The sequence below is a fragment of the Streptomyces sp. NPDC086554 genome (assembly GCF_040686095.1).
Lineage (GTDB): Bacteria > Actinomycetota > Actinomycetes > Streptomycetales > Streptomycetaceae > Streptomyces.
Map to the genome: position 1 here is coordinate 1 of NZ_JBFBJK010000001.1, position 22,467 is coordinate 22,467.

The 22,467-nt window shown below is 70.5% G+C and carries 18 protein-coding genes and 1 rRNA gene; 11 read left to right on the forward strand and 8 right to left on the reverse strand.

Translation table 11 applies throughout. The features are described 5' to 3' along the window. Positions 1-146 precede the first annotated feature (146 nt). A 5S ribosomal RNA gene (rrf, locus tag AB0O76_RS00005) occupies positions 147-263 on the forward strand. Positions 264-368: 105 nt separating this feature from the next. Here the strand turns inward: rrf and AB0O76_RS00010 are convergent. From AB0O76_RS00010 to AB0O76_RS00030, 5 genes are all read right to left on the reverse strand, one after another. Then, a complete protein-coding gene (locus tag AB0O76_RS00010) occupies positions 369-1,679 on the reverse strand; it encodes a DUF58 domain-containing protein (RefSeq protein WP_365483080.1) in 1,311 nt (436 codons plus the stop codon). Then, the gene (locus AB0O76_RS00015) at positions 1,679-2,659 is read right to left on the reverse strand and encodes a MoxR family ATPase (protein ID WP_365483083.1); all 981 of its coding nucleotides are present in this window, start codon (positions 2,657-2,659) and stop codon (positions 1,679-1,681) included. Before AB0O76_RS00015 ends, AB0O76_RS00010 begins: the two co-directional genes overlap by 1 nt. Next, on the reverse strand, positions 2,659-3,888 hold the full coding sequence (locus AB0O76_RS00020) for a DUF4350 domain-containing protein (RefSeq protein ID WP_365484356.1): 1,230 nt from the start codon (positions 3,886-3,888) through the stop codon (positions 2,659-2,661). The genes AB0O76_RS00015 and AB0O76_RS00020 overlap by 1 nt, the downstream gene beginning before the upstream one ends. A gap of 242 nt (positions 3,889-4,130) precedes the next feature. After that, on the reverse strand, positions 4,131-4,820 hold the full coding sequence (locus AB0O76_RS00025; RefSeq protein WP_365484359.1) for a DUF4129 domain-containing protein: 690 nt from the start codon (positions 4,818-4,820) through the stop codon (positions 4,131-4,133). Between the two features lie 19 nt (positions 4,821-4,839). Continuing rightward, positions 4,840-6,141, reverse strand: a complete 1,302-nt coding sequence (locus tag AB0O76_RS00030) for a glycerophosphoryl diester phosphodiesterase membrane domain-containing protein (RefSeq protein WP_365483086.1) — start codon at positions 6,139-6,141, stop codon at positions 4,840-4,842. A 140-nt stretch (positions 6,142-6,281) separates the two neighbouring features. Between AB0O76_RS00030 and mtnA the strand changes: the two genes are divergently transcribed. The 7 genes from mtnA to AB0O76_RS00065 all read left to right on the forward strand — a co-directional run bounded on the left by mtnA (position 6,282) and on the right by AB0O76_RS00065 (position 15,301). After that, positions 6,282-7,460: an S-methyl-5-thioribose-1-phosphate isomerase gene (mtnA, locus tag AB0O76_RS00035; protein ID WP_365483089.1), complete on the forward strand. Its 1,179-nt coding sequence runs from the start codon at positions 6,282-6,284 to the stop codon at positions 7,458-7,460. Between the two features lie 132 nt (positions 7,461-7,592). Beyond that, on the forward strand, positions 7,593-8,282 hold the full coding sequence (mtrA, locus tag AB0O76_RS00040; RefSeq protein ID WP_189176211.1) for a two-component system response regulator MtrA: 690 nt from the start codon (positions 7,593-7,595) through the stop codon (positions 8,280-8,282). A gap of 1 nt (position 8,283) precedes the next feature. Continuing rightward, complete coding sequence (gene mtrB, locus AB0O76_RS00045; RefSeq protein ID WP_365483093.1) at positions 8,284-10,446, forward strand: MtrAB system histidine kinase MtrB; 2,163 nt, start codon at positions 8,284-8,286, stop codon at positions 10,444-10,446. Between the two features lie 85 nt (positions 10,447-10,531). Further along, a complete protein-coding gene (locus AB0O76_RS00050) occupies positions 10,532-12,292 on the forward strand; it encodes an LpqB family beta-propeller domain-containing protein (protein WP_365484362.1) in 1,761 nt (586 codons plus the stop codon). A gap of 275 nt (positions 12,293-12,567) precedes the next feature. Beyond that, positions 12,568-13,353: a ComF family protein gene (locus tag AB0O76_RS00055; RefSeq protein WP_365483096.1), complete on the forward strand. Its 786-nt coding sequence runs from the start codon at positions 12,568-12,570 to the stop codon at positions 13,351-13,353. Between the two features lie 259 nt (positions 13,354-13,612). Further along, on the forward strand, positions 13,613-14,362 hold the full coding sequence (gene raiA, locus AB0O76_RS00060) for a ribosome-associated translation inhibitor RaiA (RefSeq protein ID WP_365484364.1): 750 nt from the start codon (positions 13,613-13,615) through the stop codon (positions 14,360-14,362). Positions 14,363-14,557: 195 nt separating this feature from the next. Then, entirely contained in the window at positions 14,558-15,301 is a 744-nt protein-coding gene (locus AB0O76_RS00065) for a response regulator transcription factor (protein ID WP_365483099.1), read from the forward strand. Between the two features lie 6 nt (positions 15,302-15,307). On the opposite strand, the gene AB0O76_RS00070 is transcribed toward AB0O76_RS00065, so the two are convergent. Both AB0O76_RS00070 and AB0O76_RS00075 read right to left on the reverse strand, forming a co-directional pair. After that, positions 15,308-16,495, reverse strand: a complete 1,188-nt coding sequence (locus tag AB0O76_RS00070; RefSeq protein WP_365483102.1) for a crosslink repair DNA glycosylase YcaQ family protein — start codon at positions 16,493-16,495, stop codon at positions 15,308-15,310. A 41-nt stretch (positions 16,496-16,536) separates the two neighbouring features. Next, positions 16,537-17,130, reverse strand: a complete 594-nt coding sequence (locus AB0O76_RS00075) for a GNAT family N-acetyltransferase (RefSeq protein ID WP_365483105.1) — start codon at positions 17,128-17,130, stop codon at positions 16,537-16,539. A 223-nt stretch (positions 17,131-17,353) separates the two neighbouring features. Here AB0O76_RS00075 and secA point away from each other — a divergent pair, with 223 nt between their 5' ends. Further along, positions 17,354-20,194: a preprotein translocase subunit SecA gene (secA, locus tag AB0O76_RS00080; RefSeq protein WP_365483108.1), complete on the forward strand. Its 2,841-nt coding sequence runs from the start codon at positions 17,354-17,356 to the stop codon at positions 20,192-20,194. Positions 20,195-20,325: 131 nt separating this feature from the next. On the opposite strand, the gene AB0O76_RS00085 is transcribed toward secA, so the two are convergent. Continuing rightward, the gene (locus AB0O76_RS00085) at positions 20,326-20,775 is read right to left on the reverse strand and encodes an Rv3235 family protein (protein WP_365483111.1); all 450 of its coding nucleotides are present in this window, start codon (positions 20,773-20,775) and stop codon (positions 20,326-20,328) included. Between the two features lie 349 nt (positions 20,776-21,124). Between AB0O76_RS00085 and AB0O76_RS00090 the strand changes: the two genes are divergently transcribed. Continuing rightward, a complete protein-coding gene (locus AB0O76_RS00090) occupies positions 21,125-21,631 on the forward strand; it encodes a hypothetical protein (protein ID WP_365483114.1) in 507 nt (168 codons plus the stop codon). A gap of 120 nt (positions 21,632-21,751) precedes the next feature. Then, positions 21,752-22,423, forward strand: coding sequence for an HAD family hydrolase (locus tag AB0O76_RS00095; RefSeq protein ID WP_365483116.1), 672 nt, complete (start codon positions 21,752-21,754; stop codon positions 22,421-22,423). Positions 22,424-22,467 lie beyond the last annotated feature (44 nt).

The window sequence follows — 22,467 nt, forward strand, 5'->3', positions numbered from 1 at the left end:
AAGCCCGGTAACGGGTGGAGGTGACTGGTACTAATAGGCCGAGGGCTTGTCCTCAGTTGCTCGCGTCCACTGTGTTGGTTCTGAAACCACGAACAACCCCATGCCCGGGGCCACCGGGTGTGGTGCGGTTGACAGTTTCATAGTGTTTCGGTGGTCATAGCGTGAGGGAAACGCCCGGTTACATTCCGAACCCGGAAGCTAAGCCTCACAGCGCCGATGGTACTGCAGGGGGGACCCTGTGGGAGAGTAGGACGCCGCCGAACTATTTGTAGAGAAAACCCCCGCACCGGGATACGGTGCGGGGGTTTTCTGCGTTCAGGGGTACTTCCTGTTCCGCTCCATTTCCCTTCCAGGGATTTCATTTCTCGTCAGAGGCGGCCGGCCGCTTTCAGGGACAGGTATGCGTCCGCCAGAGCGGGGGGCAGCTCTGTGGGCGTTGCGTCTACGACTGTGACGCCGTGCCGGATGAGTTGTTCTACTGTGCGGTGGCGTTCCGCGTTGGCCTGGGCGGCTGCTGCTGCGTCGTAGACGGCTTCGGTTGTTCCTCGGGCGTTGGCCATCTGCTCGATGTGCGGGTCGGCGACTGACGCCAGCAGGACCTTGTGGCGCTGGGTGAGGCGGGAGAGCACCGGGAGCAGGCCCTCTTCGATGGGGGCCGCGTCGAGGCTGGTCAGCAGCACGATCAAGGATCCGCGGCTGGCGCTGCGGAGGGCTGTTGAGGTCAGGCCACGGGCGTCCGTTTCGACGAGTTCCGGTTCCAACGTGGCCAGGGCGTTGACGACCGAGGGGAGGACTTCGCCTGCGGCCTTGCCCTGGACCAGGGCGCGTACCCGGCGGTCGTATGCGAGGAGGTCCACGCGGTCGCCGGCTCGGGAGGCGAGGGCGGTGAGGAGCAGCGCGGCGTCCATGGAGGCGTCCAGGCGGGGAGCGTCGCCGACTCGGCCCGCTGAGGTGCGGCCGGTGTCGAGGACCAGCAGGATGTGGCGGTCCCGTTCCGGGCGCCAGGTGCGGATGGCGACGGTGGACTGGCGGGCGGTGGCGCGCCAGTCGATGGAGCGGGTGTCGTCGCCGGGGACGTAGTCGCGAAGGCTGTCGAACTCGGTGCCCTGACCGCGGGTCAGCATGCTGGTGCGGCCGTCGAGTTCGCGGAGGCGGGCCAGTTTGGAGGGGAGGTGCTTCCGGCTGGTGAAAGGGGGCAGGACTCGGAGCGTCCAAGGGACTTTGTGGCTGCCTTGGCGGGTGAGGAGTCCCAGGGGGCCGTACGAGCGGATGGTGACGCGGTCGGTCCGGTGGTCGCCGCGGCGGGTGGGGCGCAGCCGTGTGGTGAGGCGGCGGCGCTCGCCGGGAGGGACCGTCAACTGGTGGCGGGACGCCTCGACTTCGGTGCCGGGCTGCCAGCTGCTGGGTGGCCAGGCGTCGCGGAGCTGGGCGCGCAGGGGGCGGCCGGAGGGGTTGGTGATGGTCAGGTCGATGTCGGCGGTCTCGCCGAGACGTACGGAAGTGTCGCCCGCGCGGGTCAGGCCGAGGCGGCGTACGGGGGCGGCCAGGGCGAAGTCGCAGGCGCAGGCCAGGGCCAGGGGGGTGTTGACGGCGAGGATGCCGGTCCAGCTCGGGTCCCAGAGGCCCACGGGGAGGCTGCCGATGGCCGCCAGGAGGGCGGTGCGGCCGGTGAGGGCCATCAGCGGGGGACCGGGACGTGGGCGAGGATCGCGTTGATGACGGAGTCGGCTGTCACGCCCTCCATCTCGGCCTCGGGGCGGAGTTGGACGCGGTGGCGGAGGGTGGGGAGGGCGAGGGCCTTCACGTCGTCGGGGATGACGTAGTCGCGGCCCGTCAGCCAGGCCCAGGCGCGGGCCGTCGAGAGGAGCGCTGTGGCGCCTCGCGGGGAGACGCCCAGGGTGAGGGACGGGGACTCGCGGGTGGCGCGGCAGATGTCCACGACGTACGCGGTGATTTCGGGGGAGACGCTGGTCTTGGCGACTGCTGTGCGGGCGGCTTCGAGATCCGCGGGGCCCGCGACGGGGCGTACGCCGGCGGCGCGCAGGTCGCGGGGGTTGAAGCCCTCGGCGTGGCGGGTGAGGACGTTGATCTCGTCCTGGCGGGAGGGGAGGGGGACCGTGAGCTTGAGGAGGAAGCGGTCCAACTGGGCTTCGGGGAGCGGGTACGTGCCTTCGTACTCGACCGGGTTCTGGGTGGCCGCGACGAGGAAGGGCTCGGGGAGGGGGCGGGGTGTGCCGTCGACCGTGACCTGGCGTTCCTCCATCGCTTCGAGGAGGGAGGACTGGGTCTTGGGCGGGGTGCGGTTGATCTCGTCGGCGAGCAGGAGGTTGGTGAAGACCGGGCCCGGCTGGAACGAGAACTCGGTGGTGCGGGCGTCGTAGATGAGGGAGCCGGTGATGTCGCTCGGCATCAGGTCGGGGGTGAACTGGACGCGTTTGGTGTCGAGTTCGAGGGATGCGGCGAGGGCGCGGACGAGCAACGTTTTGGCTACTCCAGGGACTCCTTCTAGTAGGACGTGGCCGCGGCAGAGGAGGGCCACTACGAGGCCCGTCACCGCGGGGTCCTGGCCGACCACGGCCTTGGAGATCTCGGTGCGCAGGGACTCCAGGGAGGAGCGGGCGCTGCCGGAGCTCCCGGCGTTGTCAGTGGTCGGGTCCATCATGAAGAACGTACCTCTCTTTCGAGGGCGTCGAGTTGGTCGGCGAGGGCGATCAGGGCGGCGTCGTTGGCAGGGGGTTGGCCGAAGAGGAGGGGGAGCAGGTCCTGGCCGGGGGTGTGGAGACGGGTGGTCAGGGCGGGGAGCAGGGTCTCGGGCGCGTGCGCCTGGGCGGGGGATACGCCGACGAGGGGGGCGAGGCGGGTGCGGGTCGCAGAGCGGAGGGCTGCTGCCGCGCGGTCGCGGGCGTTGGCCTTGCGGTAGAGGCGGGCGCGGCCTTCGACGGTTTCGGAGGCGCGGATGGCGACGGGGAGGCGTTCGGGGACCAGCGGACCGAGGCGGCGGGCGCGCCACAAGGCGGCTAGTGCGGCGGCGATGGTGAGTTGCAGGGTGCCCCAGAGCCAGCCGGAGGGGATCAGGTCGAAGAAGTCGCGGTCTTCGGCGCCGGTCGCGGCGTCGTCGGAGAGCGAGGGGAGGTACCAGACCAAGTGGGGGCGGGAACCGAGGAGTTGGAGGGCGAGCGAGGCGTTGCCGTGCTCGTCGAGGCGGTCGTTGAAGAGGATGTCGGGGGCGCCGAGGATGACCGTGTCGCCGTCTCCGTCGGCTGCCGGGATGCGCAGCAGGCTGGGCAGGCCGTCGCTGAGGTAGCAGCTGTCGGCGTCGGGGGCGAGGGTGTCGTAGCGCAGGCCGCCCACGTCCGCGGAGCCGGCGCGCTGTGCGGCGGGCAGGGAACAGCGCGGGGAGAGCGTCGAGTCGAGGCTGGGGGTGGAGTCGGCGGTGACTCCGGGGGCGAGGGTGTCGATCGACGGGGTTCCGGGGGTGAGGAGGACGGTGCGCCCTGCGGAGTCCTTGGTGGCCGCGTGGAGGCGCGACTGCTGACGGTCGGTCAGCAGGTCGGGGGAGGTCACCAGGAGCGTGGTGTCCGGGCCTGCCGCGGACCGGGCCTCTTCGGAGGTGGTGACGACGCGGGTGGACACGCCCCGGTCGGCGAGGAGTTCGGCGACGGCACGGCTGCCGTAGGGGTCGGCGGAACGGGGGTCGAGCCGGCCGTGCTGGGTTCCGGAGCGGACTGCGGCGATGGCGATGGCGGCGGCCAGGAGGACGAGCAGGGCGAGCAGGATGCCGCGGGTTCGGGTCCAGAGCTGGCGGGGGGTGGCGGAGACGGAGGTGGAGGCAGACGCCGAGGGCGTGTTCGTGGACGGCTGAAGGGGGGCCGGGGGCGCGGTGGCCACGGGGGAGCCGCTCGGCGGGAGCGCCTCGCCCGGGTGCGAGGCGCTCGGGTCGGGCGCTCCGGTGGTGCGGGGAGGCGTGACGAAGCCGGGGCGGTCGGTGGGGCCGCTGAGCCTGCGGGAGTTGGGGGCGGCGGAATCGACAGGGCCCGTGGGTTCGGAGGGGTGCCCGGAGTCGGGGAACTTGGGGTCGATGGAGGGCCGGCTGGAGGGCGTGGGGTCCGTCGGGTCGGGGGGTGGGGTCGTCACTTGGGGGCTCCCTGGCGGGGGGTGGGGGCCGTGAGGGTCGGCTTGGTGTGGGCCAGGGATTCGTCCAGGGTGAACATCAGGCGGTACGCCGGTTCCGTGGTGGTGCGGCTGCCGTATGTGACGTCGTCGAACTCCTGGGCGGCTGCGCGGAGTTCTGCTGTGTGCGCGGGAAGGGTGAGGGAGGCCTCGGCTGCTGCCTCGTCGGCGGTGCGGCCGGGGCGGGGGTCCAGGAGGGCGCGTTCCTCCAGGGAGCGGACGATGGCTCGCATGCGTTCCTGGACGGCCTGGCTCCAGTGGCCCTGGGCGGCGTGTGCCTCGGCGGCGGCGCGGTGTTCCGCCGCGCTGCGGGGGCGGTCGTCGAAGAGGGCGGGGGACGAGGTGGGGGCGCGGTGCGGGGTGCTGAGTCGCCACCAGAGGGCAGCGACGACGGCCAGCACGGCGAGGACGATGACCAGGAGGCCGAAGCTGCCGCCCGGGGTCGCTCCCGAGGCGGCGGTGAACAGGTCGTCGACCCACTCCCAGAAGCGGTTCAGGGCCCGCTGCAGGAGGCTGGGGTCATTCTCGTGGTACATCGGCTTGGACAGTTCGCGCTCGGCCGCCTCCCGTGCGGGCTCGCGCGGAATCGTCACCGGTGGGTCCTCGCCGGTGCGGGGCAGGAGTGGTGCCCCTGTCCCGAGTCCCTGCAGTACCTCCCCCGTCACCGCATCAGCCCCCGGGTGTGCCGGGGGCGTCGGAGCCGCCCTGGAGACCCGCGGCGCGGGCGAGCTCCAGGTCGAGGGCTTCGCGGCGGATCCGCTGGTCGATGTAGAGCAGCACCGTCACGCCTGCGGTGATCGGGAAGGTGAGCATGGAGCCGATCACCGAGCCGATGCCGCTGACGATCAGGAAGGTCCAGCCGAGCTCGCCGGTGCCGCTGTCGAGGAAGCCGGTGACGCCGTCGCCGCTCACCGCGCCCGCGATGAGGGTGAACGGGATCACGATGATCGACGCGACGACGTTGGCGATGATCGCGGCGAGCAGCTGGATGCCGAAGACCCGCCACCAGGAGCCGCGGACCAGCTTCACCGAGCGGGTCATCGACTTCTTTACGCCCTGCTTCTCGAGCATCAGGGCGGGCGAGGCGAGCGAGAAGCGGATCAGCAGCCAGATGGCGACGATCAGCGCGCCGAATCCGCCGAGGACGGCGAGGCTGACGCCCGCGTCGGATCCGCCGGCCAGCGCGATCAGTACGCCCGGCATGATGCCGATGGCGACGACGGCGCCGCCGATGAGCGGGAGCAGCAGGGTCAGACCGATCAGCCTCGGCAGCTGCGGCTTGGCGTCCCGCCAGGCCTCCGCCGTGGTCACCGACTTGCCGAGCACGGCGCGGCTGGTGACCATCGTGAGCAGAGCCGTGGCGACGATCGTGCCGAGCAGCGTGATCAGCAGGACCACGCCGGAGCTGAGCAGGGTGTCGCCGAGGGCCCGGGTCAGTTCGCCGACCGTCGCGCTCGGGTCGTTGAGGGCGTCCGTGTCGGCGGTGTCGTTGAGGACGAGCCCCTGCAGCAGGATGACGAGAACTTCCGTGAACACGGCCACGGCGAGGGAGATGCCGAGGACCGTGCGCCAGTGCGTACGCATCGTGGAGACCGCGCCATCCAGGATCTCGCCGACGCCGAGGGGGCGCAGCGGGATGACACCGGGCTTGGCGGCGGGCGGCGGGCCCTGCCATGCGCCCCAGCCGGGGTAGCCGCCGGGGCCGCCCGGGCCGCCGGGACCGGGGCCGCCGGGGCGTCCGCCGCCCCATCCTCCGCCGGGCGGCGGTGGTGGCGGGGGCGGGGTCTGGCCGGCGGGCGGAGGGCTCGGTGCGGACCACTGGGCGGGTGGCGGCTGCTCCTTGGACCACTTGGAGCCCGGGCCGTTCGGCTGGTCGGCGGGCTCGGTGGGCCCGGTGGGTTCCTTGCCGGAGTCCTGTCCGTCGTCGGAGGGGGCAGATCCGGGCGAAGCCCAGCCCGGAGTGTCGTTCATCGTCGCTCCTTCACGGTGCCCGTCCGCGGTCGCGGCGGCAGGTTGCCAGCCATCGTGCCACGGCGTGCCCCGGTGGTGACCGGGTGCCGTAGGGGCTGCACACCTTCAATTGTCAGTCCGGTACGGGGCAGACTGGGCGGATGGCTGATCAGTACGCGCAATCCGGCGAGGACATACGGCCGACTCAGACCTCTGCGACCCCTACGACTTCTGCGACCTCTGTGGCGCCCACGTCTCCCGCGATCCGCTGGGACGAGCCACCGGAAGGCCCCGTACTGGTCCTCCTCGACCAGACCAGGCTGCCGGGCGAGGAGACGGAGCTGGTGTGCACCGACGCGCCCGCACTGGTGCAGGCGATCTGCACGCTCGCCGTGCGCGGGGCACCGCTGCTCGGCATCGCCGGGGCGTACGGCGTCGCGCTCGCCGCCGTACGCGGCTTCGACGTGGACGAGGCGGCGGACGCTCTCGCGGGGGCCAGGCCCACCGCGGTGAACCTCGGGTACGGCGTACGCAGGGCTCACGCGGCGTACCGCTCGGCGCTGTCGGGCGGGGCCGACCAGGAGGCGGCGGCCGCGGCGGCGCTCGCGGAGGCGAAGGCACTGCACCAGGAGGACGCCGAGGCCAGCGCGCGGATGGCGGTGCACGGTCTGGCGCTGCTCGACGAGCTGCTGCCGGGCGGCCAGCACCGGATTCTGACCCACTGCAACACCGGGGCGCTGGTCTCCGGTGGTGAGGGCACGGCGTTCGCGGTGGCGCTCGCGGCGCACCGCAAAGGGCGGCTGCGCAGGCTGTGGGTGGACGAGACGCGTCCGTTGCTGCAGGGTTCGAGGCTCACGGCGTATGAGGCGGCGCGCAGCGGGATGGCGTACACCTTGCTCACGGACAACGCGGCGGGGTCGCTGTTCGCGGCGGGCGAGGTGGACGCCGTACTGATCGGCGCCGACCGCATTGCCGCCGACGGTTCGGTGGCCAACAAGGTGGGGAGCTATCCGCTCGCTGTGCTGGCCCGCTACCACCACGTTCCGTTCATCGTGGTGGCACCGGTCACGACCGTGGACCCGGACACCCCGGACGGAGCGTCCATCGAGGTGGAGCAGCGGGCAACTCATGAAGTGACGGAGGTCACGGCGCCCTTTGTGCCGGTGGCCGGCACGGAAGCGGGAGGCGGGATCGCGGTGGCCCCGCTGGGGACTCAGGCGTACAACCCCGCCTTCGATGTGACGCCGCCGGAGTTGGTGACGGCGATCGTCACCGAGGAGGGCGTTGTGTCGCCCGTGACGGCGGTGGGCATTGCTGAGCTGTGCGCCAGATCCCGGTGACATTCAGTGGCCGACACCAGTGGCTGATTTCAACACCCGTGGGCGAGCGCAGACAGTAGTGGCCATATACGACTATCGTCACAGGTCAGTGACCTGCCTCACCAGCGCCCCGGTCACCGTTACGAGAATGGGATGATGTCAGGCATGAAGGGACGAGTCCTTGTCGTCGACGACGACACCGCACTGGCCGAGATGCTCGGGATTGTGCTGCGTGGTGAAGGTTTTGAGCCGTCGTTCGTAGCTGATGGCGACAAGGCGCTGGCCGCTTTCAGGGAGGCAAAGCCGGATCTTGTACTGCTGGATTTGATGTTGCCGGGCCGTGATGGCATCGAGGTGTGCCGCCTGATCAGGGCGGAGTCCGGGGTGCCGATCGTCATGCTCACGGCGAAGAGCGACACCGTGGATGTCGTGGTCGGGCTCGAGTCCGGCGCCGATGACTACATCGTGAAGCCGTTCAAGCCGAAGGAGCTCGTGGCCCGGATCAGGGCGCGGCTGCGGAGGTCGGAGGAGCCCGCGCCGGAGCAGCTGGCCATCGGTGACCTGGTCATCGACGTGGCGGGGCACTCCGTGAAGCGGGACGGGCAGTCGATCGCGCTGACGCCGCTCGAGTTCGACCTGCTTGTCGCGCTCGCGCGCAAGCCGTGGCAGGTGTTCACGCGTGAGGTGCTGCTTGAGCAGGTCTGGGGCTACCGGCACGCGGCGGACACCCGTCTGGTGAACGTGCATGTGCAGCGGCTGCGCTCGAAGGTCGAGCGGGACCCGGAGCGGCCCGAGATCGTGGTGACCGTCCGTGGTGTCGGTTACAAGGCCGGACCGAGCTGACATGACCCGGGACAGTTCCCCCGTACCGCCCGGGGCTCCGGCTCCGGGTGGCCGCTCGGGGCGGACTGGAGGACCGGCGCGGCGCGGCTCCACGTTCGGGCGGCTCCTCGACGGCGGTCTGCTGTTGCAGGGCGGGGTGCAGGGCAGCCCCGTCCTGAGGCTCTTCGCGCGCTGGGTGCGGCGTCCGCTGCTGCCCGCAGCGCGGCTGTGGCGGCGCAACATCCAGCTGAAGGTCGTCGTCACGACCCTGCTCATGTCGCTCGGTGTCGTACTGATGCTGGGCTTCGCCGTCATGAGTTCCGTGAACAACGGCCTGCTCAAGGCCAAGGAGAAGGCCTCGCAGAGCCAGGCCGACGGCGGGTTCCGGGCCGCTCAGGAACAGGCGAACTCCGCCAGGCCGAGCGCCGGGCAGGACAGCGGCACGCCGGACGGCCGGACCACACCGCCCACGGCCGTGTGGATGTCCGACCTGGTGGAGCAGCTCTCCAGCGGCGGACAGAGCGCCTTCAACGTGGTGACGCTGAGTCCCACGTCCACGGGCGACGGCGGCAGCGTCCGCGGACCGCGTGCCTCCGGAGGCGTGGATCCGATCCAGAGTGTGCCCGAGGAGCTGCGCGAGAGCGTCGACAAGGGCACCAGGGCCTATCAGGCCAATACGCGGATCGTCTTCAACGACGGCCGTGACGCTCAGCCGGGTCTGGTGATCGGCAAGCGGCTCAACGACCTCAATGGCGATGCCTACCAGCTGTACTACCTCTTCCCGCTGACGCAGGAGGAGGAGTCGCTCGGGGTGGTGCGGACGACGCTCGCGACGGCAGGACTGTTTGTGGTGGTGCTTCTCGGTGCCATCGCCTGGCTTGTGGTGCGCCAGGTCGTCACGCCCGTACGGATGGCGGCCGGCGTCGCCGAGCGGCTGTCCGCCGGGCGTCTTCAGGAACGTATGAAGGTCACCGGAGAGGACGACATCGCCCGGCTCGGTGAGGCCTTCAACAAGATGGCGCAGAACCTGCAGCTGAAGATCCAGCAGCTGGAGGAGCTGTCGCGGATGCAGCGGCGGTTCGTTTCCGATGTCTCGCATGAGCTGCGTACGCCGTTGACGACCGTGCGGATGGCGGCCGATGTCATCCACGACGCGCGCGTGGACTTCGATCCGGTGACGGCGCGGTCGGCCGAGCTGCTCGCCGATCAGCTGGACCGGTTCGAGACGCTGCTCGCGGATCTGCTCGAGATCAGCCGGTTCGACGCGGGCGCCGCGGCCCTTGAGGCCGAGCCGATAGACCTGCGTGAGGTCGTCCGCAGGGTCGTGGGCGGCGCTGAGCCGCTGGCCGAGCGCAAGGGCACGCACGTACGGATCGTCGGGGACCACCAGCCGGTGATCGCCGAGGCCGACGCCCGGCGCGTGGAGCGGGTGCTGCGGAATCTCGTCGTCAACGCCGTGGAGCACGGTGAGGGCCAGGACGTCGTGGTGCGGCTCGCCGCGGCGGGCGGAGCGGTCGCCGTCGCCGTGCGGGATTACGGAGTGGGGCTCAAGCCCGGCGAGGCGACCCGGGTCTTCAGCCGCTTCTGGCGGGCCGATCCGGCACGCGCGCGTACCACCGGTGGTACGGGACTCGGGCTCTCCATCGCCCTGGAGGACGCGCGGCTGCACGGCGGCTGGCTGCAGGCGTGGGGTGAGCCGGGCGGCGGTTCGCAGTTCCGCCTTACCCTGCCGCGTACGGCCGACGAGGCGCTCCGGGGATCGCCGATACCCCTGGAGCCCGAGGATTCGCGCCGCCATCGCGGCCTGAACGACGCCGGTCTTCCGCTCGGCGGTCTGAACAAGCTCGCCACGGTGCCGGCCCAGCCGTCGTCGGCGGAGCGCGTGGCGCCGCCCGTGCCGCCCAGGGCGCCGATGGCACCGAGGTTCGCGCAGCCGGCCGCTGCGGTGGACCCGGCGGCGCTGCCCGGCAGCGGTGCGCGGGTGGTGCCGCGGCGGCCCCTGGACGACGAGGCGACGCCGGGCGGGAGGACGCCGGGCGAGGAGCCGCGGAGCGGTGCCTCCGGGGCGGACAAGGGCTCCGGAGCGCCGCGTCCGCCGAGGGATGCGGCATCGGACGCGGCGAGGGAAGCAGCGGCCGGGGAAGTGGATCCTGTCAGGGAAGGGGAGGCCTCTCGTGGGCGCTGACCACGATCGACGCGGTCACCGGCGTCCGCTGGGGGCAGCTGTGCTGTTCGGCTGCTGCGGGGTGCTGCTCGCGGGCTGTGCGTCGATGCCCGACAGCGGGAACCTGAAGGCGGTCGACGCGTCCCAGCGGCCCGACTCGCAGTCGCAGGTCCGGGTCTACGCGATGCCACCGGGCGAGAACGCGGGCCCCATGGAGATCGTCTCGGGCTTCCTCGAGGCGCTCACCAGCGATGATCCTCAGTTCGACATGGCCCGCAAATATCTGACCAAGGAAGCGTCCAGGAGCTGGCAGCCGGATCTGCGGACCACGGTGCTCGCGGACGGTCCGAGCACCGGTTCGGGGAACCCCGGCGACCGCGACCAGAACGGTCGTTCGTTTCCGCTGACCGGGCGCAAGGTCGCCACGGTGGACAAGCAGCACGCGTACCAGCTCAACAATGACGCGTACAGCGAGACGGTCCATCTCACGCGGCAGGACGGACCCAACGGCAAGGAGTGGCGGATCGACCGGGTGCCGCAGGGGGTCGTGCTCGGGCAGTCCGACTTCCAGCGCATCTACTGGTCCGTCAACAAGTACTACTACGCGTCGAATTCGTCCAAGACCGGTGCGGGCGGCGGCCAGGAGGCGCTCGTCGCCGACCCCGTCTACATACGGCAGCGAATAGACCCCTTGACGGAGACGGTCAAGGCCCTGCTCGAAGGGCCGACCAACTGGCTCAAGCCGGTCGTCACCACGATCTTCCCGGGCGGTACGCGGCTCAAGGAGGGCACCAAGACGCTGGCGCCCGACGACCAGAACAAGTTGACGGTCCCGCTGAACAAGGAGGCCGACAACTACGACCAGGGGTTGTGCACCAAGATGGCGGCACAACTGCTCTTCACGCTCCAGGACTTGAAGTCGTCGAGCGTCAAGGAGGTGGAGCTGCAGCGCTCCAACGGGTCGCAGCTGTGTGTCCTGAGCGAGGACCGGGCCGAGACCGTGGCGCCGCACCGCACCGCCGACCACCCCGACTACCAGTACCTCGTCGACGACAAGAAGCGCCTGGTGCGGATGACCGCGGGCGCCGGCAGCAAGGCCGAACCGGTGCAGGTGCCCGGGCCGTTGGGCGAGGGGGCGAAGCCGCTGCGCACGGCCGCCGTGTCGCGTGACGAGGAGCGTGCGGCCGGGGTGTCGCTCGACGGGCGCTCGCTGTACATGGGGTCGCTGACCCCCGGCACTCCGCTGGGCAAGCCGGAGGCGCGCAGCAAGGCGAAGTCGGAGGAGGACGGTTTCTCCACGCCCAGTTGGGACGGCAGGGGCGACCTCTGGGTGGCCGACCGCGACCCGAAGGGGCCGCGGCTGCTCTGGCTCGACCAGGGTGCGGGCGAGCCGGTCCAGGTGAAGATCGCGGGCCTCGACGGACGGATCGAGGCGGTGCGGGTGTCGGCGGACGGCGTGCGCATCGCGCTGCTGGTGAAGAAGGACGGCAAGACGTCCCTGCGGATCGGCCGAGTCGAGCGGACCGGCGCCAAGGGAGAGCAGCCGGACATCTCGGTCGTCGAACTGCGCCGGGCGGCACCGCAGATGGAGGAGGTCACCGCCATGTCCTGGGCGGGCGGCAGCCGCCTCGTGGTGGTCGGGCGCGAGTCCGGTGGTGTGCAGCAGATCCGGTACGTCCAGTCCGACGGCTCGGCGCTGCCGGGCGCGACGCTTCCCGGGCTGACCGGGGTGAAGGAGATCGCGGCGTCGGAGGACGAGCGGCAGCCGCTGGTGGCGCACTCGGACGACGGGATCGTGCGGCTGCCGACGGGCGCGCAGTGGCAGACGGTGGTCAAGGAAGGGACGGCTCCGGTTTATCCGGGGTGACCTCCGGACCATCTGGGCTGACCTCCGGTCTATCCGGGGTGGCCTCCGGTCTATCTGGGGTGACCTCCGGACCATCTGGGCTGACCTCCGGACCATCTGGGCGCACTCCGGACTATCCGGGGCGACCAGTCCCTCGATGCGGGCTGGCCAGTCCCTCTATGCGGGCCGGCCAGTCCCCCGATCGGGGGTAACGCCTCTGCCGTGCCGTGGAGTTGTCCACAGGCGGTTGTCCACAGGGGTGGCAGGGCCGTTCGCGCCTTGGCACAGTGGTGGGCATGCGGGGGTGGTGGCAGGACCTCACCGATCTGGTGCTGCCGGCCGAGTGCGGAGGCTGCGGGAGGCCTCGTACGGCGCTGTGTGCGGGGTGCCGCGAGGCCCTGTGCGGGGCCGTGCCGTGCCGGGTGCGGCCGGATCCTGGGCCGCCGGGGCTGCCGGTGGTGCACGCGGCGGCTCCGTACGAGGACGCGGTGCGGGCCGTGCTGCTCGCACACAAGGAACGGGGCGCTCTGGCGCTTGCGGGGCCGCTCGGCACGGGCCTCGCGGGGGCGGTGCGGGCCGGGCTGCGGGCGGGGACGCGGGCCGGGGCGCAGGGTGCTGCGGAGGGTGACGGGGCGGTACTGCTGGTGCCCGTGCCGTCGGCGCGGGGAGCCGTGCGGGCGCGGGGGCACGACCCGGTGCGGCGGATCGCGCTGGCCGCCGCGGGCGAGCTGCGCGGGGCAGGCACGCGGGCCCGGGTGCTCTGCGTGCTGCGTCAGCGGCGTGCCGTGGCCGACCAGTCGGGGCTCAACTCCCGGCAGCGGCAGGCCAATCTGGCGGGCGCCCTTGAGGTGACCGCGGGTGGTCGCCGGCTCCTTGCCGGGGGCGGCCGGGTGGTGATCGTGGACGACCTGATGACCACGGGCGCGTCCCTGGCCGAGGCCGCCCGCGCAATGCGTGACGTACACACGGATTCGATAGGGCGGCCGGCGCCGGTAACAGCCCGTGAAATCACGGGCGAGAACGCGATCAGTGCGGCCGTTGTCGCCGCTTCACCGGATTCCTTCGAAATAAACCGGAACTGACTAGGAACTTGCATCGTTGCAGGTAGTGAGAGGGCCATTACCCCTGAATGGAGGTACGCGTCAGTAGAGGGTGACGACATCCGTCCGGGCGAGATATGTTCGGTTGTGAGGAATGGCGGACGCCGTCCCTCGCATATCGGAATGCCGGTCGCTGGGTTTTTCGCAATCACCCGGACCGGCCGGGGTGGAGATCTTGTTCGCGGGGGAGGAGGAGGTGGAAGTCACCGAGTCCGAGGCTCCGGGGAGTCACCGGGGCCTGGTGCAAAAGGGAGATGCTCCGCCGCCGAAGCGGAGCGATCCGGGAACGGAGTTCTGCGTGGACATCGTCGTCAAGGGCCGCAAGACCGAGGTGCCCGAGCGGTTCCGCAAGCACGTGGCCGAGAAGCTGAAGCTGGAGAAGATCCAGAAGCTCGACGGCAAGGTGATCAGCCTCGACGTCGAGGTGTCCAAGGAAACCAACCCGCGTCAGGCCGACCGTTCCGACCGTGTGGAGATCACTCTCCGCGGGCGCGGACCTGTGATCCGCGCGGAAGCCTCGGCAACTGACCCGTACGCGGCGCTCGACCTGGCCACGGCCAAGCTGGACGCCCGGCTGCGCAAGCAGCACGAGAAGCGCCACAACCGGCGAGGCACCGGCAGGCTCTCCGCCGCCGAAGTCGCCGAGCGGGTCCCGGACGCGGCGTACCTCAACGGAGACGGCACCGTCGCACGTGAGGAAGAGCCCGATGGCGTGCCGGTCAAGAGGATCGGCTCACTGGAGATCCAGGGCGAAGGCCCCCTCGTGGTCCGCGAGAAGACCCACGTCGCGGCCCCCATGTCGCTCGACCAGGCGCTCTACGAGATGGAGCTGGTCGGGCACGACTTCTACTTGTTCGTCGACTCGGAGACGAAGGAACCGAGTGTCGTCTACCGGCGGCACGCCTACGACTACGGCGTCATCCGCCTCAACACCGACCCGATGGTCGCGCAGGCCCGGTCGGCCGGCGGAGGCGGTGCGCTCGGCGGCTGAATCTCAGCCGGCCGAGGGCTGAGCCGGTGCCCCTGGAGCGCGCGTGCGCCCCCAGGGGCACCATCATGCGACCCCTGCGCGCACCGCAGTGCCGCCCGGGCATGAAATCATGGGCGAGCCGGCCAACCGGCAGGCTGTTGCCTCGGGTTGGCGCAGCCGACGCACAACGGGCCATGGCCTTCAGGGGGAGGAACGATGGCGGACAGCTTCGGACCGATGCGGGACGATGACGCCGACGACGGCGTCGGCATCGGCACGGACGCGGGCGCACCGCGCAAGGAGCCCATCAGGGTCCTTGTGGTGGACGACCACGCGCTCTTCCGCCGGGGCCTGGAGATCGTCCTCGCCGCCGAGGAGGACATCCAGGTGGTCGGGGAGGCGGGGGACGGCGCCGAGGCGGTGGACAAGGCCGCGGATCTGCTGCCGGACATCGTGCTGATGGACGTACGCATGCCCAAGCGCGGGGGCATCGAGGCGTGCACCTCCATCAAGGAGGTGGCACCCAGCGCCAAGATCATCATGCTGACCATCAGTGATGAAGAGGCCGATCTCTACGACGCGATCAAGGCGGGTGCCACGGGATATCTCCTCAAGGAGATTTCCACCGACGAGGTGGCCACGGCGATTCGCGCGGTGGCCGACGGGCAGTCGCAGATCAGCCCGTCGATGGCGTCGAAGCTGCTCACCGAGTTCAAATCGATGATCCAGCGCACCGATGAGCGCAGACTGGTGCCCGCGCCGCGGCTGACCGACCGCGAACTGGAAGTGCTGAAGCTGGTGGCCACGGGGATGAACAACCGCGATATCGCGAAGGAGTTGTTCATCTCCGAGAACACTGTGAAGAACCACGTGCGCAACATCCTGGAGAAGCTGCAGCTGCACTCCAGGATGGAGGCCGTCGTCTACGCGATGCGGGAGAAGATTCTCGAGATCAGGTGAGCGGCATCAGGAGAGGGCGTGGACCAGCTCCGCGGTCAGCTCCGGTCTGTTCACGCGCTCCACGCGCACGGAGTCGCAATTGACCCAGGAGGCCGCCTCGCGGAGCGCCTGCGCCACCGCGGGCACGGCCTTGGGGCTGTCCACCGAGACCTGCTTGGCGACCAGCGTGCTGCCCTCACGGGCCGGGTCCACGCGGCCGACCAGTTGGCCCCCGGCCAGGACCGGCATCGCGAAGTAGCCGTGGATCCGCTTCGGCTTGGGGACGTACGCCTCGAGCCGGTGGGTGAAGCCGAAGATCCGTTCCGTACGGGCCCGCTCCCAGATCAGGGAGTCGAAGGGGGACAGGAGCGTCGTGCGGTGGCGGCCGCGCGGCGTGGTCTCCAGGGCCGCGGGGTCGGCCCAGGCGGGCTTGTCCCAGCCCTCCACCGCCACCGGGACAAGGCCCGAGTCCGCGACCACCGCGTCGAACTGCTCGCCCTTGAGGCGGTGGTAGTCCGCGATGTCCGCGCGGGTGCCGACGCCGAGTGCCTGACCTGCCAGGCGGACCAGGCGGCGCAGGCACTCCGTGTCGTCCAGGTCGTCATGGAGCAGCGGGTCAGGGATCGCGCGCTCCGCGAGGTCGTACACACGCTTCCAGCTGCGCCGCTCCGTGCAGACCACCTCGCCGTACATCAGCGCGCGCTCGACGGCCACCTTCGCGTCCGACCAGTCCCACCACTCGCCCTTGTTCTTCGCGCCGCCCAACTCGCTGGCCGTGAGGGGGCCTTCGGCGGTGAGCTGCTTGATGACCGTGTCGTACGCGCCGTCCGGCAGGTCGTGGTGCCAGTGCGGCCGGGTGCGGTAGGCGCGGCGGCGGAAGGCGAAGTGCGGCCACTCCTCGATGGGCAGGATGCACGCGGCGTGCGACCAGTACTCGAAGGCGTGCGGCCTTGCGGGGCCGACGCCCGCCGTGCCGTCCCAGTACGCCGACTCGACCCTGTCGCGGCCGACGGCGCCGAGCCGCGCGTACGGAATCAGCTCGTGGGAGCGGGCGAGCACCGAGATCGTGTCGAGCTGGACCGCCCCCAGGTGCCGCAGCACGCCCCGCACGCCGGACCTGCGGTCCGGGGCGCCCAGGAATCCCTGGGCGCGGAGCGCGATGCGGCGGGCCTCGTCGGCGGAGAGGTCGGTGGCGGGGCGCGGCAGGCTCGTCATGCTCCAAAACGATAGGGGGCGGCACTGACAACGCGGCGGGCCTAGCGGACCGGAGTCGTCCGTTCCGCCCGGGCGGGCAGGTAGGGATGGCTCGACGGCAGGGACACATCGGCCGGGAGCAGGGCGCCCACCCAGCAGTCGCGGAGCGTGCCCTTGTTCAGGAGGGCGGCCCGCAGGGTGCCCTCCACGGTGAAGCCCGCCTTCTCCACGACCGCGCGGGAGCCCGTGTTGCCGACCTCGGCGCGCCACTCCAGGCGGGTGCAGCTCAGGTCGGTGAAGGCCCACCTGGCCAGGGCGAGGACCGTCTCCGTCATATAGCCGTGGCCCCGGTGCTCCTTCGCCGTCCAGAACCCGACCTCCCAGGCGCCCGAGCGCGGGTGGTGCAGGCTGGCCGCGGCGACCAGGGGGCCGCCGCCCCGGAGGCGTACGGCGAAGGTGTACTCCGTGTCGTGGCGCCAGCCGTCCGGGACCATGCGGCCGATGAAGCCCTCGGCGTCCACGCGCGCGTACGGCGAGGGCATCGTGGTCCAGCGCTGGATGTCGGGGTCCTGGCAGGCCTCGTACGTCTCGTCGGTGTCGTCCGGCGTGAACGTGCGCAGGCTCAGGCGCTCGGTGCTGAGTGTGACGGGCTCCATCTGGCGATTCTGCTGGGGTCCGGAACTTCGGGCCAGTGCTTTTCACGGGCGGGCGTCAGTGCTTTTCACCGGCGGGCATCGGCGGAAACCGGCACCTTCCAGGCCCCCCGTCCGTTGACGTACTGGCAGACCTCCCGGCGCGGCCCGCTCCTCGCTTACGATGGCCGTTGCCCCATGAGTAAACCGACCATGCCAGGCCCGACCGGCAAGGAGACCAACCCTCGTGTCCGTCCTCTCGAAGATCATGCGTGCAGGCGAAGGCAAGATCCTGCGCAAGCTGCACCGCATCGCGGACCAGGTCAACTCCATCGAAGAGGACTTCGTCAGCCTCTCCGACGCCGAGCTGCGCTCGCTGACCGATGAGTACAAGGAGCGGTACGCCGACGGCGAGACCCTCGACGACCTGCTCCCCGAGGCCTTCGCCACGGTGCGCGAGGCCGCCAAGCGCGTCCTCGGTCAGCGGCACTACGACGTGCAGATGATGGGCGGCGCCGCGCTGCACCTCGGCTATGTGGCCGAGATGAAGACCGGTGAGGGCAAGACGCTCGTCGGCACCCTCCCCGCGTACCTCAACGCCCTGTCGGGCAAGGGCGTGCACCTGATCACGGTCAACGACTACCTGGCCGAGCGCGACTCCGAGATGATGGGCCGCGTCCACAAGTTCCTGGGCCTGAGCGTCGGCTGCATCATCGCCAACATGACGCCGGCCCAGCGCCGCGAGCAGTACGCCAGCGACATCACGTACGGCACGAACAACGAGTTCGGATTCGACTACCTGCGCGACAACATGGCGTGGTCGAAGGACGAACTGGTCCAGCGCGGCCACAACTTCGCGATCGTCGACGAGGTCGACTCGATCCTCGTGGACGAGGCCCGTACGCCGCTGATCATCTCCGGCCCCGCCGACCAGGCCACCAAGTGGTACGGAGACTTCGCCAAGTTGGTCACCCGCCTCACCAAGGGCGAGCCCGGAAACCAGCTGAAGGGCATCGAGGAGACCGGCGACTACGAGGTCGACGAGAAGAAGCGCACCGTCGCCATCCACGAGTCCGGCGTCTCCAAGGTCGAGGACTGGCTGGGCATCGACAACCTGTACGAGTCGGTGAACACGCCGCTCGTGGGTTACCTGAACAACGCCATCAAGGCCAAGGAACTCTTCAAGAAGGACAAGGACTACGTCGTCATCGACGGCGAAGTCATGATCGTCGACGAGCACACCGGCCGTATCCTCGCAGGCCGCCGCTACAACGAGGGCATGCACCAGGCGATCGAGGCGAAGGAAGGGGTGGACATCAAGGACGAGAACCAGACCTTGGCCACGATCACCCTTCAGAACTTCTTCCGGCTCTACAAGCGCCATGACCACGACGGCAAGGAAACCCCCGGCCTCTGCGGCATGACCGGTACGGCCATGACCGAGGCCGCCGAGTTCCACCAGATCTACAAGCTGGGCGTCGTGCCGATCCCGACGAACCGGCCCATGGTCCGCGCCGACCAGTCGGACCTGATCTACCGCACCGAGGTCGCCAAGTTCGCCGCCGTCGTCGACGACATCGCGGAGAAGCACGAGAAGGGGCAGCCCATCCTGGTGGGCACCACCTCCGTCGAGAAGTCGGAGTATCTCTCCCAGCAGCTCTCCAAGCGCGGCGTCCAGCACGAAGTGCTGAACGCGAAGCAGCACGACCGTGAGGCGACGATCGTCGCCCAGGCCGGCCGCAAGGGCGCCGTCACCGTCGCCACGAACATGGCCGGACGAGGCACCGACATCAAGCTCGGCGGCAACCCCGATGACCTCGCCGAGGCGGAGCTGCGCCAGCGCGGCCTCGACCCCGTCGAGCACGTCGAGGAGTGGGCCGCGGCGCTGCCCGCCGCCCTGGAGAAGGCCGAACGCTCCGTGAAGGCGGAGTTCGAAGAGGTCAAGGACCTGGGTGGTCTTTACGTTCTGGGTACGGAGCGGCACGAGTCGCGGCGTATCGACAACCAGCTGCGCGGTCGTTCCGGCCGTCAGGGCGACCCGGGCGAGTCCCGGTTCTACCTGTCGCTCGGCGACGACCTGATGCGGCTGTTCAAGGCGCAGATGGTCGAGCGCGTGATGGCCATGGCGAACGTGCCGGACGACGTGCCGATCGAGAACAAGATGGTGACCCGCGCCATCGCGTCGGCGCAGTCCCAGGTCGAGCAGCAGAACTTCGAGACGCGTAAGAACGTCCTGAAGTACGACGAGGTCCTCAACCGGCAGCGCGAGGTCATCTACGGCGAGCGCCGTCGCGTCCTGGAGGGCGAGGACCTGCAGGAGCAGGTCACGCACTTCATGGGCGACACGATCGACGCCTACATCGCGGCGGAGACCGCCGAGGGCTTCGCCGAGGAGTGGGACCTGGACCGGCTGTGGGGCGCCTTCAAGCAGCTCTACCCGGTGAAGGTCACCATCGAGGAGCTGGAGGAGGACGCGGGTGACCGCGCGGGTCTGACCGCCGAGTTCATCTCCGAGTCCATCAAGGAAGACATCCACCAGCAGTACGAGGCGCGTGAGGAGCAGCTCGGCTCCGAGATCATGCGTGAGCTCGAGCGGCGCGTCGTCCTCTCCGTGCTCGACCGCAAGTGGCGTGAGCACCTCTACGAGATGGACTACCTCCAGGAGGGCATCGGCCTCCGTGCCATGGCGCAGAAGGACCCGCTGGTCGAGTACCAGCGCGAGGGCTTCGACATGTTCAACGCCATGATGGACGGCATCAAGGAGGAGTCCGTCGGCTACCTGTTCAACCTGGAGGTCCAGGTCGAGCAGCAGGTCGAGGAGGTCCCCGTGACGGACGCGGCCGCGGCGCCTTCGCTGGACAAGAAGGACGCCGTTCCCGCGGGCGGTGGCCGCCCCGAGATCCGCGCCAAGGGGCTCGACGCTCCGCAGCGGCCCGACCGCCTGCACTTCCAGGCGCCGAACGCCGAGGGCGGGGTCGACGAGGGCGACTTCGAGACGGAGGACGCGGGGGTGCGGTCCGAGTCGGACGGCCTGACGCGGGCCGAACGGCGCAAGGCTCAGAAGGGTGGGCGGCGCCGCAAGAAGTAGTGCTGGGCCAGCTCTAGCTGTGGTGTGAGGGGCCGGGTGCCGTGGGGTGCCCGGTCCCTTTGCGTTGTCCGGGCTGGGCCGGGCCGGGCTGGGCTGGCTTGCGGTGCGCTGTGTTGTTTTGGCTTGCGGTGTCACCTTGCTTTGCCGCCGGGGGACGCCACCTCCACCGCCGTGCAGCGCCACCTCTGGTCCGCGCCCAGGTGCAGGCGGAACGCCAGGGCCCGGAGCGCGGGGCCCGCGCCGATCCGGGCGAAGACCTCGTACACGCCGGGGCAGGGCTCGTAGTGGCCGATCCGGTGGATCGTGGGGCGGCGGCCGTCCACGTTCAGGGGCGTGTGCTCGGCCAGCCTGGCCAGGTCGTCGAAGGCCGTGTTCGCGATGTGGCGGGCCGCCCAGTGCACCGGCTTCTGGCCGCTGAGCACCAGGAGCAGGCGTTCGGTGAAGAGCTCGGTGGGGTGCGGTGGGGGCTGCGGTGCGGTCCTGGGCGGGCGGGTCTGTGCGGTGGGGCGTCGTGGGTCCTTGCGGCCCGGCGGGCGGGTGGTCGCCGGTCGTGAGCGGGGCCTGGTCATCACCTTGTGCATGCCGCGTCGCCTCCGTCGCTGCCGTCCCGGTTCTGATACCGGGGGGTAACTTGTGTCGGAGATCTTGTACGGGGGCGTGGCGGGCTGTTGCAAGGGGCACGTGGGCCGGGGGCGGGGCCCGGGGAATGTCCCCTATCAGGGTGGCCGGGGGCGCGGGGTGCCCGTGGTTGCGGGGCGGGACCGGGTGACCGGTGGGTGCTTCGGGTGACGCGGGGGGAGGGTGTGGGGCGCACTCCGAAGGGGGACTCCCGGACGTATTCTGTAGGCCCTCCGGGCAGCCTCTGGAGGCCCTCCGGGCGGCTTCCGGTGGGAGTCCTTCCGACTGCGAAAACTACGAAAGCGGACCGTCATGCGCGTCTACGTTCCCTTGACCCTGCCCCGTCTCGCAGAGGCATACAAGGCGGGCGAGCTGGGGCCCGGGCCGCTGACCGCGTATGCCGTGACGCCGGCGCTGCGTGAGTGGTACGTCTCTGACGACATCGAGGAGCTGGAGTACGCCGCCCTGAACCGGGCCGCGCTGGCTTCGCTGCGCCTTGTCGCGGGGGATCCGGCGGCGGCGCGGCGGCGGGTCGTGCTTGCGGCGGACGTGCCGGACGGGGCGGCTGTCATGGACCCCGACCGGGGTCTTGATCAGCGGGTGCTCGGTGAGGTGCGGGTCGAGGGGGGCCTGCGGTTGGGGAAGGTGGCCGCCGTGCATGTTGATGCCGGGGACGCCGAGGGGGATGTGGCTGCGGCTGTGGGGGTGCTGGGGGCTGCGGATCAGGGGGACGATGATGCGCGGTTCGTGGTGGACGGGGTCGAGGATCATGAGCTGCTGTGGTTCGCGACTCAGGAGATTCCTGGGCTGATCGGCTGAGGCCTGCGGGGCTTGGGCGGCCCGGGGGTGGGCCTGCGGGGCACGTCCCCTCGCGTCTCGATGCGTGCCGACCGCCGGTGGGGGTGTCTCCCCGTGGGGCGGCATGGGTACGGTTTCTGTATGGGGAAGCTGCAGCGCGGGGCGCACATCGTGTGGGACTGGAACGGGACGCTCCTGCATGACATTCATGCCGTGATCGAGGCGACGAACGCCTCCTTCGCGGAGATCGGGCTCGAGTCGATCACGCTCGAGCGGTATCGCGAGCTGTACTGCGTGCCTGTGCCCAAGTTCTACGAGCGACTGATGGGGCGGCTGCCCACGGAGGCGGAGTGGCAGGTCATGGACGCCGTCTTCCACAAGCACTACTGGGCGCGGGCCGACGGGTGCGGGCTCGCGGACGGGGCGGCCGAGCTGCTCGCGGGGCGGCGGGCCGCGGGACGTACGCAGTCGTTGCTGTCGCTCGCGCCGCACGAGCACCTGGTGCCGATCGTGCGGCGGCACGGAATCGAAGAGCACTTCGTGCGGATCGACGGGCGGACGGATGCCTCGCACGCCGGTAAGGCCGAGCGGATGGTCCGGCATCTCGATGCTCTTGGGGAAGTGGCTGCGGTCGAGCGGACCGTGGTGATCGGTGACGCTGTCGATGACGCGTTGGCAGCGGCGCACGTGGGGGCGCGGGCCGTGCTCTACACCGGGGGGTCGCACAGCAGGGGCAGTCTGGCGGAGGCCGGGGTTCCGGTGGTCGACAGTCTGGCCGAGGCCGTGGAGGTCGCGGAGCAGTTGGCCGCCTAGGGCGCCTTGGGAGAAGCGGCCTACTGTGTGCTGTCGGATGCGTA